Origin of the sequence: Dysgonomonas mossii DSM 22836, from assembly GCF_000213575.1 — a bacterium.
GTDB lineage: Bacteria > Bacteroidota > Bacteroidia > Bacteroidales > Dysgonomonadaceae > Dysgonomonas > Dysgonomonas mossii.
Genome location: NZ_GL892007.1, coordinates 212,894 through 226,347 on the forward strand (window position 1 = coordinate 212,894; position 13,454 = coordinate 226,347).

The 13,454-nt window shown below is 36.0% G+C and carries 13 protein-coding genes and 1 riboswitch; of the genes, 7 read left to right on the plus strand and 6 right to left on the minus strand.

What is annotated here, in order from left to right:
- Positions 1-381: 381 nt before the first annotated feature.
- From HMPREF9456_RS11005 to HMPREF9456_RS11025, 5 genes are read right to left on the minus strand one after another with little or no spacing between them, the layout of a single operon-like run.
- Entirely contained in the window at positions 382-759 is a 378-nt protein-coding gene (locus tag HMPREF9456_RS11005) for a MarR family transcriptional regulator (protein WP_006843605.1), read from the minus strand.
- A gap of 24 nt (positions 760-783) precedes the next feature.
- On the minus strand, positions 784-1,254 hold the full coding sequence (trxA, locus tag HMPREF9456_RS11010; RefSeq protein WP_006843606.1) for a thioredoxin: 471 nt from the start codon (positions 1,252-1,254) through the stop codon (positions 784-786).
- A gap of 2 nt (positions 1,255-1,256) precedes the next feature.
- The gene (locus HMPREF9456_RS11015; protein ID WP_006843607.1) at positions 1,257-1,493 is read right to left on the minus strand and encodes a hypothetical protein; all 237 of its coding nucleotides are present in this window, start codon (positions 1,491-1,493) and stop codon (positions 1,257-1,259) included.
- A gap of 8 nt (positions 1,494-1,501) precedes the next feature.
- Positions 1,502-1,804, minus strand: a complete 303-nt coding sequence (locus tag HMPREF9456_RS11020) for a rhodanese-like domain-containing protein (RefSeq protein ID WP_006843608.1) — start codon at positions 1,802-1,804, stop codon at positions 1,502-1,504.
- A 13-nt stretch (positions 1,805-1,817) separates the two neighbouring features.
- Positions 1,818-2,021, minus strand: coding sequence for a DUF6132 family protein (locus HMPREF9456_RS11025; protein WP_006843609.1), 204 nt, complete (start codon positions 2,019-2,021; stop codon positions 1,818-1,820).
- Positions 2,022-2,202: 181 nt separating this feature from the next.
- Positions 2,203-2,301, plus strand: a riboswitch (TPP riboswitch).
- A gap of 104 nt (positions 2,302-2,405) precedes the next feature.
- On the opposite strand from HMPREF9456_RS11025, the gene thiM reads away from it, so the two are divergent.
- Genes thiM through thiD form a run of 4 tightly spaced genes read left to right on the plus strand, consistent with a single transcriptional unit; the run spans position 2,406 to position 5,317 of the window.
- Positions 2,406-3,200: a hydroxyethylthiazole kinase gene (thiM, locus tag HMPREF9456_RS11030; protein WP_006843610.1), complete on the plus strand. Its 795-nt coding sequence runs from the start codon at positions 2,406-2,408 to the stop codon at positions 3,198-3,200.
- Positions 3,197-3,832 carry a thiamine phosphate synthase gene (gene thiE / locus HMPREF9456_RS11035; protein ID WP_006843611.1) on the plus strand — a complete coding sequence of 212 codons (636 nt, stop codon included), beginning with the start codon at positions 3,197-3,199 and terminating at the stop codon, positions 3,830-3,832. Before thiM ends, thiE begins: the two co-directional genes overlap by 4 nt.
- Positions 3,833-3,840: 8 nt before the next feature.
- Positions 3,841-4,491, plus strand: a complete 651-nt coding sequence (locus HMPREF9456_RS11040) for a TenA family protein (protein ID WP_006843612.1) — start codon at positions 3,841-3,843, stop codon at positions 4,489-4,491.
- A gap of 13 nt (positions 4,492-4,504) precedes the next feature.
- Entirely contained in the window at positions 4,505-5,317 is an 813-nt protein-coding gene (thiD, locus tag HMPREF9456_RS11045; protein WP_006843613.1) for a bifunctional hydroxymethylpyrimidine kinase/phosphomethylpyrimidine kinase, read from the plus strand.
- Between the two features lie 184 nt (positions 5,318-5,501).
- On the opposite strand, the gene HMPREF9456_RS11050 is transcribed toward thiD, so the two are convergent.
- Positions 5,502-6,836, minus strand: a complete 1,335-nt coding sequence (locus HMPREF9456_RS11050) for a KamA family radical SAM protein (RefSeq protein ID WP_006843614.1) — start codon at positions 6,834-6,836, stop codon at positions 5,502-5,504.
- A 474-nt stretch (positions 6,837-7,310) separates the two neighbouring features.
- Between HMPREF9456_RS11050 and HMPREF9456_RS11055 the strand changes: the two genes are divergently transcribed.
- The 3 genes from HMPREF9456_RS11055 to HMPREF9456_RS11065 are packed head-to-tail and all read left to right on the plus strand — an operon-like array spanning position 7,311 to position 13,241.
- Positions 7,311-8,309, plus strand: a complete 999-nt coding sequence (locus HMPREF9456_RS11055) for a FecR family protein (RefSeq protein ID WP_018075001.1) — start codon at positions 7,311-7,313, stop codon at positions 8,307-8,309.
- 23 nt (positions 8,310-8,332) lie between these two features.
- The gene (locus tag HMPREF9456_RS11060; protein WP_006843616.1) at positions 8,333-11,692 is read left to right on the plus strand and encodes a SusC/RagA family TonB-linked outer membrane protein; all 3,360 of its coding nucleotides are present in this window, start codon (positions 8,333-8,335) and stop codon (positions 11,690-11,692) included.
- 19 nt (positions 11,693-11,711) lie between these two features.
- Entirely contained in the window at positions 11,712-13,241 is a 1,530-nt protein-coding gene (locus HMPREF9456_RS11065; protein WP_006843617.1) for a SusD/RagB family nutrient-binding outer membrane lipoprotein, read from the plus strand.
- The last annotated feature ends 213 nt before the right edge of the window (positions 13,242-13,454 follow it).

The window sequence follows — 13,454 nt, forward strand, 5'->3', positions numbered from 1 at the left end:
ATAATTCTCTCGAACACAGAAGGATGTAATGAACCTATAAAAATTTTATTATCCTCAGATTAATTATCATATGAAGCCAAAAAGACGAACTTAAATTCTTTTAAGGAAACTGAATTATATATTGGCTATATTTCGGATTAACTCCGTATAAATAAGATATCTACCGAATAAGTAGATTTTAAAGAGGAGAAAAACAAGGTTGTTCTCAATGTATCCAAGATTCTTACAAAGATAATAAAATTTGTCTAACCCATAAAAATAGAAAGAAGTTAGATTTCAACTAAAAAATCTAACTTACTAATATGCAGTTATTTTGTTGTGTATTTACGACATATTTTATAGTATAAAAAAGGAAAAACACCTAATCACAAGATCACAATCCTATCGTTTTATAATAGATCCAAGCGTTTCGGGAATATCAAACTCAGCACATTTTATCGATTCAAGCTTTTTCTTACCCAAATCAGTCAACATAAAATACATCTGGCGCTTATCTTCCTTGCCGACAATACGGCGGATAAGACCTTTCTTTTCGACCGACTTTATCACTTTCGATGTATTCGAATTACTCAGTCCCAATACACTCGCCAATTCATTTGATGAATATTTTTGAGCATTTAGCGAACAGAGTAGCATTCCTTCATTCAGTCCAAGATCATATAATTGTTGAAAATTAAGTTCAAAGTCATAAATCGCCCTATATACATCCCTGATCTGACATAATGTTTTTACTTGCGAATTATTTATATTGTCTGCCATTTTAGTATAAGTTTATATTTACTGTTATTCTTTTAATAAAAGATTATCAATAGCTTCCTTTAATTGCTGCTTGGGTAATGCTCCTGCAGCCATCTGAGGTTGTGCATTCATCGGAACAAACAGTAAAGATGGTATACTTCTTATTCCGAAGACAGCAGAAAGCTCTGGCTCTGTTTCCGTATTTATCTTATAAATATATATACGGTCTCCGTATTCTGCAGCCAATTCTTCCAACACCGGAGCTATAGCCTTACAAGGGCCACACCAATCAGCATAGAAATCGATCAATGCCGGTTTATCCCCCAAATATTTCCATTCAGTAGGATTTGTTTCAAAATTAGCAACTTTTGATAAGAATTCAGCTTTTGTTAAATGTATTGTTGTCATTTTATTTTCTTTTTTAATTGTTTCTTCTATTTGATCTTTTGTTTCTGTCTTGTTATTACAAGAAATAAGCAATAATGCCACGAGTGAAAATAGTATTGTATACTTCATTTTTAATCCGGTTTATATTTTTTTATCTGATCACCATAAATATTTTCTTTGTACTTAGTATCTCTATAGCATTCTCCGGAACCACAACAGGAAATATTCATAATTGCCTGAAAAAGTAGCCAGCCCCCAAAGACTAGAAATATATAATTTTGCGAAATCATTGAATAGGTAGCCATAAGTATTCCCAATAGCAAACGAACGATCCGTGCAAAATTCCAATTCTTCAATATACGATTCATTTTGTTATTTATTTAAAGTTAAACCAGCTTCCACCATTATATACTTCCTGAAAACCTTTATTTCTTAAAAGAGCGACTGCACTGCGGCTACGCATGCCACTAGCACATACAGCAATAATCGGTTTATCTTTTTTCAGTTTCGATAAATTACTGTTCAAACTATCCAACGATATATTAATAGAATTGGCTGCTGCCCCTTGTTTATACTCTTGTTTTGTACGAACATCTAAAAGTATAGCACCATCCTCTAAGAGAGCTTTGAAGTCAGCTTTGTCCTCTAGTCCGAAAAATCTGCTAAGAAATCCTGCCATATTATTTATTTTATTACTGTTTCTTTACTTTATTCTTTTTAAAAATCCCACCGAACAAACCACCTAATAATACTCCGTATAGAGTACTGATAGTAGGTGATGACGTTATGGGACAAGTGCCGGTACTACAGCCGATATACCTCCAATACATATATCCACCTATTGCCCCAACGAGAGCTCCCAGAAGGTATGTCCAATTGTTTTTTATAATTTCCATATTTAGATATTGTTATATTATAATAGTACAAAGATAATAAATAATTTCCAATAGAAAATAATTCTAAAAGAAATTACATGAAAAAGTTGATAAATAACATTAAATAACAAATGAATAAAGATTCGCATGTAATGAGTAGTGAGAATACCTTTATTCTCAATATTTATATGTAAATTTGTTTCATCTCTGTTAGGGGTGTTCTTTTTTATAAGAGCTGAGATTAAACCCTTGAACCTGATATGCTGTAATTGGCATCGTAGGGAAACGGAATGAATAGAAGATATAAATAATACTATATATAAAGTATTAATCAAGCCGTTTCATAGATATGAAGCGGCTTTTTTTATTGTAAAAAAAAAATATCTATACATAAAATAACTAATTATGATAAATACCGAATCTCTTATACGAGATCTAAATCTCATCCGAAAACAATCACCGCTTATACATAACATAACTAATTATGTAGTAATGAACAATACAGCCAACGCCTTACTGGCTATGGGAGCATCGCCTGTTATGGCACACTCTGTAGACGAAGCGGCAGAGATGACAAATATATCCTCATCACTGGTTATCAATATCGGTACATTAGATGCTCTGTGGGTAGAAGCTATGCTTATAGCGGGGAAAACAGCATTAAATAAATCTACCCCTATTGTCTTTGATCCGGTTGGAGCCGGAGCCACGTCATACCGCTCGAAAGTATGTAAACAATTGATAGAAGAATGTAAACCGTCGATTATACGGGGTAATGCTTCAGAAATAATAGCCTTGTTAGATACTCAGGCCCAGACCAAAGGCGTAGATAGCACAAATACTTCTGGCTTTGCACTAGATTCGGCAAAAACATTGGCTTGTAATACAAAAGCAATAGTTGTAATCAGCGGCGAAATTGATTATATAACCGATGGCACAACTGATGAAACTGTAAAAAATGGCAATCCGATGATGGCGAAAGTAACAGGAATGGGGTGTACAGCTACAGCCGTGGTTGCAGCTTTTGCTGCAGTAAATAAAAATCTGTTCGAAGCTGCCACACATGGGATGTCTGTGATGGGAATATGTGGAGAAGTTGCCGCTGCATACTCGAAAGGAAATGGAAGCTTACAAGTAAACTTTCTCGATACATTATTCAATATCAATGAAGAAATGGTAAGAAAAAACATCAGGCTATGAAAGACTTTGATCTAACCCTATATTTGGTTACCGAACGTTCATTATCCCTCGGCAGACCATTAGACGATGTTGTGGAAGAAGCTGTAAAAGGTGGTGTCACTATGGTGCAATTGAGAGAAAAAACATGCTCTTCAAAAGAATTTTATGACCAAGCCTTGAGACTAAAAAAATGTCTGAAACCGTATAATGTACCTCTAATAATCAACGACAGATTGGATATTGCATTAGCTTGTGATGCCGAAGGACTGCATATCGGTCAAAATGATATACCATATCATATAGCACGTAAAATCTTAGGCAAAAATAAAATTATTGGTCTATCGGTAGAGAATATACAGGATGCTATTGAAGCCAATAAACTAGACATAGATTATATTGGCATATCCCCTGTTTTCGGAACTTTAACCAAGACCGATACCGCACAAGCTTTAGGATTAAGTGGAGTAAGTGATATAACTCAGATTTCGAAACATCCGAGTGTGGGCATAGGAGGAATCAATAAATCAAATACACAAGATATTATTCGTGCCGGCGCAGACGGGATTTCCGTCGTATCGGCTATTATGTCTGCTGACAATCCTCGACTAGCAGCATCGGAATTATTCGAAATTATAATTAAATCAAAAAAATAAAGAAGCAAATGAAGTGGAGTGAAGAAGCATGGGGTTCGGCAAAACCCATTTATAATAAGATACTGGAGTTACCATTTATAAAAGAATTAATAAACGGAAAGTTAACAAAAGAGCAATTTATTTTCTACATCAGACAGGATGCTTTATATCTCGCTGAATACGGGAAAATATTGATAGGCATAGCTTCGAAGCTGGACAATATTGATCATGCTACAGCATTTATCAACTTTGCCAGCGACAGTATAAATGTAGAAAATGCATTGCATGAATCTTTTCTGCACGAAATGGAAGATGAAAATGGTGAAGCATCACCTACCTGTTTGTTATATACATCATTCCTACATAAACAATTAGCCCATGCTCCTATAGAAGTAGCATTAGCCGCTGTTTTACCTTGCTTTTGGATTTATAAGAAAGTGGGAGATTACATATTAAAAAATCAAACTGAAGGGTATAATCCATATCAGAGTTGGATAAACACTTACGGCGGAGATGGCTTTGAAGAATCTGTATCGAGAGCTATTGCTATTTGTGATGAGGTTGCTGCACAATGTACCGAATCACAAAAACAAGCTATGACCAAGGCCTTTGTGATGTGTTCCAAATTGGAATGGATGTTTTGGGACAGTGCATATAAACAAGAAAAATGGACAATTTAAACAACAAAAGAAGATGGAAAAACAATATAAGCGAGTATTATCTATAGCAGGAAGTGACCCTAGCGGAGGAGCCGGCATTCAGGCAGATCTCAAAACTTTCTCTGCTTGCGGATGTTATGGAGCAACAGCAATAGTGGCGGTAGTGGACGAAAACACGGTTGGTGTAACAGGTGTACACCCTATTCCGGTTCCATTTGTAGCAGGACAAATCAAATCTGTGCTAGATGATATTGGTGCGGATGCTATAAAAATAGGGATGCTACATTCTTCTGAACTTATACGTACCGTAAAAGACACATTATCATATTACAATATAAATAACATTGTATTAGACCCTGTTATGGTAGCTACATCAGGCGATAAATTGCTACAAGATGAAGCCATCCAAACATTAAAAGATGAGCTTATTCCTTTTGTGCGAGTAATAACGCCCAATATACCCGAAGCGGAGATATTATTAGGGGAAAAAATCCAAACACAAGAAGATTTGCCTTTAGTTATCAAAGATCTATCTTTTGATCGATCGGTTTCTGTACTTCTGAAAGCAGGGCATTTGACAAATGATGAATTAGTCGATGTTTTTTATAATGCTGAAACAGATGAAATTATACATCTGAGTTCTAAGCGGATCAAGACACAAAATACACATGGTACAGGCTGTACTCTTTCGTCTGCCATAGCTGCTTATCTAGCTCATGGTATCTCACTCAACGATGCTATAATAAAAGCGAAGAAATACACAAATAAAGCGATATTAGCCGGGGCAGAATACAAAATAGGGAAAGGACATGGCCCGGTACATCATTTTTTCAATTTTTGGGAATAGCGTAATATTCTAATATAAAATATTAATAATAAATTGAAGAGTAGGATAAAAATAAATAATATAACCATTTACGCTATTACAGTAACAGGAGTAAAATAGCAGGTTTGCATTATAAAGTCAAAGCCGACTTTTGGTCGGCTTTTTAAATATTATCCAATTAGTATCTTTTCCTGATATTTCTATATTATTCAAACAGAAACGGTTTAGTTTCTACAAGTTTATGACGGTCTTGGTCAAAAAAGAATTTCTCTTCACCGAATGCGGGTTTTAGTTGATCGAACCATGTTGCTTTAGGATCATATTCTGCAAAGAAGGGAATATGCACCCATTTAGGATTACGTCCCTGAATAAAACGAAGAACAAATAGCTTTTCTCCTTTAATTTCCTGTACGCCCAACACTTGTATTTTCCCCGCATGATCACTCATACTCGGTCCTCTTACTGTCCGACATAAACCACTCACTTGCTGATATGCTCTACGGAATATATTCCAGCACTTTTCCAGAGGAAGTTCAAAGTATTGCTTAGAACCGGTATCTCTAGCTATAAACATATAATAAGGAATACATCCTAGATCGACTTGCTTACGCCACATCTGCGCCCATATTTCCGGCTTATCATTGATATGTTTTAGTAGAGGAGATTGCGTCCGTATCTGTGCACCGGTATTCTTTATTCGTAAAATAGCTTGTTTGACAGCATCTGTAGAAAGCTCTCGTGGATGGTTAAAGTGAGCTTGAATCGATAAGTTCTTCCCCGATTTGTTAATTTCTTCAAATAAACGGATAATATCATCACTATCAGAATCGGTAAGGTATCTATATGGCCAGTAGGCTAATGACTTTGTACCAATACGGATAGAACGAATATGATCAAAATCGGATGTTAATAATGGTTTGATGTAACTACTGAGAATAGCAGCATTCATTACCATTGGATCTCCACCCGTAAACAAAACATCTGTAACCTCTTTATGAACTCGCAAATACTTAAGCAACAGATCAACTTCTTTCATTGCAAATTTCAATTCGCTCATCCCTGAGAATTGAGGCCACCTAAAACAAAATGTACAATAAGCATGGCAAGTTTGTCCCTGACTGGGAAAGAACAATACAGTTTCGGGATATTTGTGTTGAATACCTTTCAGCTTTACTTCTCCTAAAGATGGTACATTGTGCTCCTGTCCTGCAGGATTGGGGTTTAAAGAAAGACGTATTTTGTGTATTTTATCTTCAATAATAGATTTTTCAACATTGTCATCCAATAACTGTTCAACTATCGCATAATGCTTTTTATCAAGCATTCCTTTTCTTGGAAAATTTAATGTAAATATCGGATCTGTGTCGATATTATCCCAATCTATCAGTTCATCTATTACATAATTATTTGTTTTGAATGGTAGCACTCTGCCGACAACTTCAATATGCTTCACAAACTCCTTTGGAATATTGGCGATCTGAGGTATAGATTGATAATTGTGTAACGTGTACGTTTTTAGTTGATTTCGGGATTTATTCATATTTATAGTTAAGTTTTTAAGCTACACTTATTGATAACATAAGCGTAGGTCATTTAATATATATTTTGTAGAGACATAAATGCCACTAGCTGAATAATTACAATCAGTTAAGAGGCAAAAAGACAAGCTTAAATGATAATTAAGCTAAATTAGATAAGACTCAAAAATTTATCTTATCTGTTTATAAAATATGCCACAACGATATTTGTCTAATCATATCCGGAGCAAACACTGGTACAGCTAAAAGGGTGCTATTGCGTTTGTATAAATGATTCCGGCTCGTAAATATATAAAAAATAATCGGGATATTGATCATAAAAAAGCAGAAAACGGGTAAGATGCTAGCTACATACATGAATAGAAGCAAGTGATTTTCTCAATAAAAAACACCTCCCCGCAGCTTATTAAAAAGTATTTTACACTCTAAGGTAGGGTTTTCTTCAACATATGTGTCATAGTTATATAAAGCATTAGATGATGGAGATTCCTTACGAAATATTGATTAAATATTGCAAGAATGAATGCAATATCCAAGAAAAGCAATTTATTGAAGACTGGCTTGCTGCTGATGACAACAATCTAAATACCTTTCTTGACTTACAGAAAGAATGGATTTACATAAATAATCCATCATATGTTATTCCTAATAAAGAAGCGGTATGGAAGCAAGTCTGTAATAAAACAGATTACAAACAATATCTCGAAAAAGACACCGGTATAAGAAAGAAACATTCTATTCCGTATACTATGTGGGCACTTACTGCTGTATTAATATTGTCTTTGCTCACGATATCGGGATATTTGATTAATAATACTTACAGTCCCAAATCTTTTACACATATAAGTACTCAATGGGGCGAGAAGTCTCAAGCAATACTTGCTGATGGAACAAAGGTCTGGCTCAATTCTAAGTCAGAGCTATCATTTGCTAGCGACTACAATGATGAAAATAGATCAATAGAAGCGCATGGAGAACTTTTTTTTGATGTTGCTCATGATCAGGATAAACCCTTTATTGTAGACATCGGTAAGGTGAAAATCCGTGTACTCGGAACAAGCTTTAATGTTTCCAATTACGATGGTGATGATTTTTTTGAAATATCCCTCATCGAAGGTGAAGTAGAAGTATTAGATGCAAAAAAAGACAAGCATATGTTTAATCTGTCACCGTCTCAACGAGCACATATAAATAAACACAATCTGAAATACGAAATAATAAACGAAGATACAGAAGAAGCGAAACTTTGGACTGCAAATAAATTGCTGATTCATAATGCGACACTATATACTGCAATAAAAAAACTCGAACGGTGGTATGGGGTTAATATCTCTTACTCTCAATTAGATGAAAGTAAAAGATATACATTCCTTTTGAATACTGAATCGCTGAGAGAGTTTCTCGACTTATTTAATAAGATCACACCAATAGAATATGAAATATATGACAACTCAGTAAAAATAAAAGGGAAATAGTTACTAACATTTTATTTAATACCATGAAAACAATAATCAGAAAATTGCTATTTACACTCATTTTGTGTCTAATGGCGCACTCAGCAATTCTAGCTCAAAAACCAATTAATATCAGTGTAAAAAATATTTCCATCAAAGAGCTATTTAGCGACATCCAGAAAAAGTACGGCTATTCGTTTATATACAGCAACAGTGATTTGGACGATAAGCAAAAAGTAATCCTGAATGTCGAAAATGCGTCGATTCAGGAAGTATTGACAGAAGTTTTTAAAAACAAAAGTGTTGGTTACGAAATAAAAGGTAACCAAATAGTTTTGAAACCCATTACCGTTCATCAACAAACCGTTCATAAGAAAATATCAGGAGTAGTATTTGATTCGAGTAATGAACCCGTTATTGGAGCAACTATAAAAGAAGTGGGAACAACAAATGGTACAATTACCGATATCAACGGAAAATTTGAACTATCAGTAAAAGAAGGTTCAAAAATTAATATAACATCCATAGGCTTTCAAACATATACTGTAACAGTGGGGGCAAAATCAGTATTCGACATTATTCTGACTGAAGACGAAAGAGTCCTTTCAGAAGTCGTAGTTACTGCATTGGGTATCAAACGTGAAGAAAAGGCTCTTGGCTACGCTGTACAAGGAGTACAGGGACAAGCCTTGCAGACAGTACGTCCGTTAGATGTAGGGACATCGCTTACAGGCAGAGTGGCCGGATTAAATGTACTGAACAGTACCGAATTTGGAGCTGCACCTGAAATAACCCTCCGAGGTGAAAACCCTTTAATTGTTATAGATGGTGTTCCTTATACAAATATGACATTGCGCGATTTGCCGGCTGACGACATAGAGTCTATGAACGTATTAAAAGGTTCTACCGCTTCTGCCCTTTATGGATCTAAAGGTGATGGAGGAGCTATCATGATTACAACAAAGAAAGGTTCTGAAAGACAAGGCTTATCCGTATCTATAAATAGTGGAACAATGTTTACAGCGGGTTATCTTGCCATACCCGAAATGCAATCAACTTACGGACGTGTTGTGAATACAGCAACGAATACCTATGCACGTACAGGCGACGGTTCGTGGGGCGTACCGATGGAGGGGCAAGAAGTAGTACAATGGGATCCTATTTCAAAAACAATGAAGCCAATGCCATACACTGCTAGAGGAAAAGACAACTTTAAAAATTTCCTTGTTCAGGGATATATACTAAACAACAATATAAATGTTGTACAACAAACTAAAAATAGCAGTTTACGTGCATCTGCCACATGGGTACAAAATAAAGGTCAATACCCCAACTCTTTATTCAATAAATATACCTATAGCCTTGGTGGAGAAATGAAAGTCGATAAATTTACATTATCTTCGAGTTTAGGCTTCAACAAACAAACCTCTCCCAATCTAGGATTTAATGGATATGCCGGATATGATCCTATGTACAGCCTATTGGTATGGTCGGCTCCCGACTACGACATCAGAGACTATAAAGACTACTGGTTAATAAAAAACGAGAAGCAAAATAGTAGCTATGAAAGTACAAATAACAATCCATACTTCGACAGATATGAGAGATTGCATACATTGAACCGAGATATTTTTAACGGGACGCTTTCTCTCAACTATGATGTTACTTCTTGGTTGAAAGCTACATTAAGAACAGGATTCGATAGTTATAGTGATCGTCAGGACGTACGCATATCCAAAGGTTCGTTCACAGGTGGAGGTACATCCACTGTAATAAAAGATGGAACACAGATATGGGGAGAATCAGCAAAAGGCTCTTTCAATATGGGTGTGGGCAGAGGTTACAGCATCAATAACGACCTTATCTTAGCTGCAGACAAGACATATAAAGATTTCAGGTTCGACGGATTTGTAGGAGGTTCTATTTTCTACAACCAAGACGAAGGAATGGAGGCTCGCACACAAAGCGGACTCTCAATACCCGGATTCTACTCATTGAAGGCATCTATTAATTCGGTACTTACCAGTTCAAGATTGTATAAGAAACAAGTAAACAGTGTATTCGGTCGTGTGGGTGCATCGTGGCGAAGCATGGCATATATGGAAGCAACTATGCGTAACGATTGGAGTTCTACCCTTTCAAAATCGGAACGTTCTTATTTCTATCCATCGGTAGCCGGTAGTTTTATTGCTTCTGAGCTTCTACCGGAAATGAATTGGCTATCATTCTGGAAGCTTCGCGGATCATGGACAACTTCCAAAAAGCCCGCTAATATATATGATATTAATTCAGACTATTCGATCACGCAAAATGCTTGGGGAAATCTAAGTTCGGCTACATATCCTACATCTATCAGAGGTACAAACGTAAGAGCAGAGTCTACATCAACATTCGAAGTAGGTACAGCCCTTAATTTTTTCAAAGGCAGAGCTTCGCTAGATGTAGCATATTATAATAAACGCATGTACGACTTTATAGTACAAGCACCTATAAGTCCGGCCTCCGGTTATAAAAGCAATTACATCAACTCAGGAGAAGAAATCACTCGTAAAGGTTTTGAAATTACAGCTACAGTAACACCAATCAAGACAAAAGATTGGGAATGGGATGTAACTCTGAATTGGTCGAAATATGCTCGCTATTATACAAAACTGGATGAAACATTTTCGCAAGATAAGCCTTGGGTAAAAGTTGGAGAGAGAGTAGATCATTATATAATCAGAGAGTATCAAAAAGATCCGCAAGGTAATATTATACACAGTAATGGGCTACCACTTTATTCGGCATACGATTCTAAGTTTGGCAATTACGATCCTGATTGGATTTGGGGTATGAATACAAGTGTAAGGTACAAAAATTGGCATTTTAGAATGACGATGGACGGACGTGTAGGAGGGATTGCTCAAACAACTACCGAAATGTATATGTGGCGTGCCGGATCACATCCAGGCTCCGTTGTTCCAGAACGTTATCTGGATGCAACCCAGCCCGGAACGAAAAACTATACAGGGCAAGGAGTAAAAGTAATATCAGGAAAAGCAACTTACGATACATACGGAAACATTACAAGCGACACACGCGAATATGCTCCTAACGATGTACCTGTTACTTACAAAACATATATCGAAAACCTACATAAAGGAACAGCATGGGGAGGTTCTCCTTCATCGCTGGATGCTTACAGCACCACATTCTTCAAAATACGAGAAATAGCTCTGACTTATAGCCTTCCGAAAACACTATCGGCTAAACTTAGAGCTAAAGATATTGCAGTATCGGCTGTAGGGCAAAATATGTTATTGTGGGCTAAAGATTTTAAATACTCTGACCCCGACGGTGGTACAGATAACTTCAGCGACCCGTCTCAGCGTTATATTGGATTTAATGTGAAAATAGATTTTTAAAACTTTAAACTGAAACGAAATGAAAACCATAAATAAATTCACGATTATAGCAAGCATACTTCTTTTATCAATATTTATAGGATGTAGCAATTTCGACGATTTGAATACTAACCCCGACTCTACATCTCAGGTTAGTGCATCTTTGCTATGCACAAATGTAGTGTTACGTGTAGCCCGATTTGATGGAAGAGATGCAAAAGTAATGATCTCTGATAACGCATTATCCAAATATGTAGGCTATGCTAACGAAGGACAAATGAGTACGCAGTACAACACAATAGGGAGTAGTAGCTTCGAAATACTGACAGTACTTCCTAACATAGATAAAATGCTAGGCTATGCACAAGGCAGTCCGATGGAGAACTCGTATAAAGGTGTGGCAAAATTTGTTCGTGCCGCTGCCTTTTTCAAACTAACAATGGAATTAGGTGATATCCCCTATAGTGAAGCGAACAAAGGTGCATCAGGTGTTTACAAGCCAAGTTATGACACACAAGAAGATGTATTTAAAGGTATTTTAAACGAATTGAAAGAAGCAGATCAGTTCTTTGCTAACGGAACAAACTTCGATGGAGACCCCACTCCGTATAATGGTGATCCTGCTAAATGGCGCAGAGCATCAAATGCTCTCGCACTAAAAGTCTTGATAACATTGAGTAAAAAAGAAAATATTGCATCTTTGGAAGTAAAGAAACGTTTTGCAGAGATCGTTAATAGTGGGAACCTACTTGAAGCCTCAACAGGATTTTTCGGACTTAACTATTCAAGTCTAAACAGACATCCACTATCAAGTACCAATGATTTGTTTACCAGCAAAACAATTATAAGTTCATTACTTGTCGATAATCTTAAATTACTAGGAGACAGAAGATTATTCTACTTTGCAGAACCTGCAGGGGCAGCTATCGCTGCAGGTAAAACAGAATCGGAAGAAGAAGCCTATATCGGTGTTGATGTTTCAATGGATTATTCTGCAATGAATGCTGGTCATAGCGCAAATAAATATTCGTTATTAAACAAGCGCTATTTGAAAGAAGATGCTTGCGAACCACGCATGGTATTAACTTATGCCGAGCAACAACTAATCATTGCGGAAGCAAGAGTAAGAGGCTGGATAACAACTGGTGATGCAAAATCTTATTACGAAAGTGGCGTAAAATCGGCTCTTGCATCCACTATGGCTACAAAGGCTGAATATGCCCACGGTAAAGCCATTACTCAGAGTTACATTGACAATTACTTTACTGGTGATGCAGCATTCAAAACATCTACCAACGAGCAATTGAAACAGATATGGATGCAACGCTACATTCTTAACTTTATGCAGGAATCTCAAACTAGTTTCTTTGAATACAGGCGTAACAACTACCCTGACTTTCCTATCAATCCTGAAACAAGTTTGAATGAGAATAATAAAAATGGATTACCTATGCGTTGGTTGTATCCAAGTTCAGAAACAAATTACAATCGTGATAATTTAAAAATAGCACTGGACAAACAGTACGAAGGCTATGACGAAATAAATAAATTGATGTGGTTGCTTAAATAATATGCAATTGTTATAAATTTTATCAATTATTCGGCTTGTTTTTGTATCTTCATCTATAATTATTATGTGCTCTATGGTTTTCTTATAGTTATCAAACGAGGCTAAAGAAGATTGAGATAAAGGAAACCATAGAGATACATATATTCGCTGCAAAAAAGGATTTAGTACGAAGTATAAAAAATCTTATAGTGGAGAAAGGAAGTATAACTAAAA

What these genes read in the sequence shown, in the direction of transcription:
- HMPREF9456_RS11055 (WP_018075001.1), top strand. Translation starts at nt 7,311, where the DNA reads ATGATGGAGATTCCTTACGAAATATTGATTAAATATTGCAAGAATGAA.
- HMPREF9456_RS11060 (WP_006843616.1), top strand. Translation starts at nt 8,333, where the DNA reads ATGAAAACAATAATCAGAAAATTGCTATTTACACTCATTTTGTGTCTA.
- thiD (WP_006843613.1), top strand. Translation starts at nt 4,505, where the DNA reads ATGGAAAAACAATATAAGCGAGTATTATCTATAGCAGGAAGTGACCCT.
- HMPREF9456_RS11020 (WP_006843608.1), bottom strand. Translation starts at nt 1,804, where the DNA reads ATGGCAGGATTTCTTAGCAGATTTTTCGGACTAGAGGACAAAGCTGAC.
- HMPREF9456_RS11050 (WP_006843614.1), bottom strand. Translation starts at nt 6,836, where the DNA reads ATGAATAAATCCCGAAATCAACTAAAAACGTACACGTTACACAATTAT.
- HMPREF9456_RS11005 (WP_006843605.1), bottom strand. Translation starts at nt 759, where the DNA reads ATGGCAGACAATATAAATAATTCGCAAGTAAAAACATTATGTCAGATC.
- HMPREF9456_RS11065 (WP_006843617.1), top strand. Translation starts at nt 11,712, where the DNA reads ATGAAAACCATAAATAAATTCACGATTATAGCAAGCATACTTCTTTTA.
- trxA (WP_006843606.1), bottom strand. Translation starts at nt 1,254, where the DNA reads ATGAAGTATACAATACTATTTTCACTCGTGGCATTATTGCTTATTTCT.
- thiM (WP_006843610.1), top strand. Translation starts at nt 2,406, where the DNA reads ATGATAAATACCGAATCTCTTATACGAGATCTAAATCTCATCCGAAAA.
- HMPREF9456_RS11025 (WP_006843609.1), bottom strand. Translation starts at nt 2,021, where the DNA reads ATGGAAATTATAAAAAACAATTGGACATACCTTCTGGGAGCTCTCGTT.
- thiE (WP_006843611.1), top strand. Translation starts at nt 3,197, where the DNA reads ATGAAAGACTTTGATCTAACCCTATATTTGGTTACCGAACGTTCATTA.
- HMPREF9456_RS11040 (WP_006843612.1), top strand. Translation starts at nt 3,841, where the DNA reads ATGAAGTGGAGTGAAGAAGCATGGGGTTCGGCAAAACCCATTTATAAT.
- HMPREF9456_RS11015 (WP_006843607.1), bottom strand. Translation starts at nt 1,493, where the DNA reads ATGAATCGTATATTGAAGAATTGGAATTTTGCACGGATCGTTCGTTTG.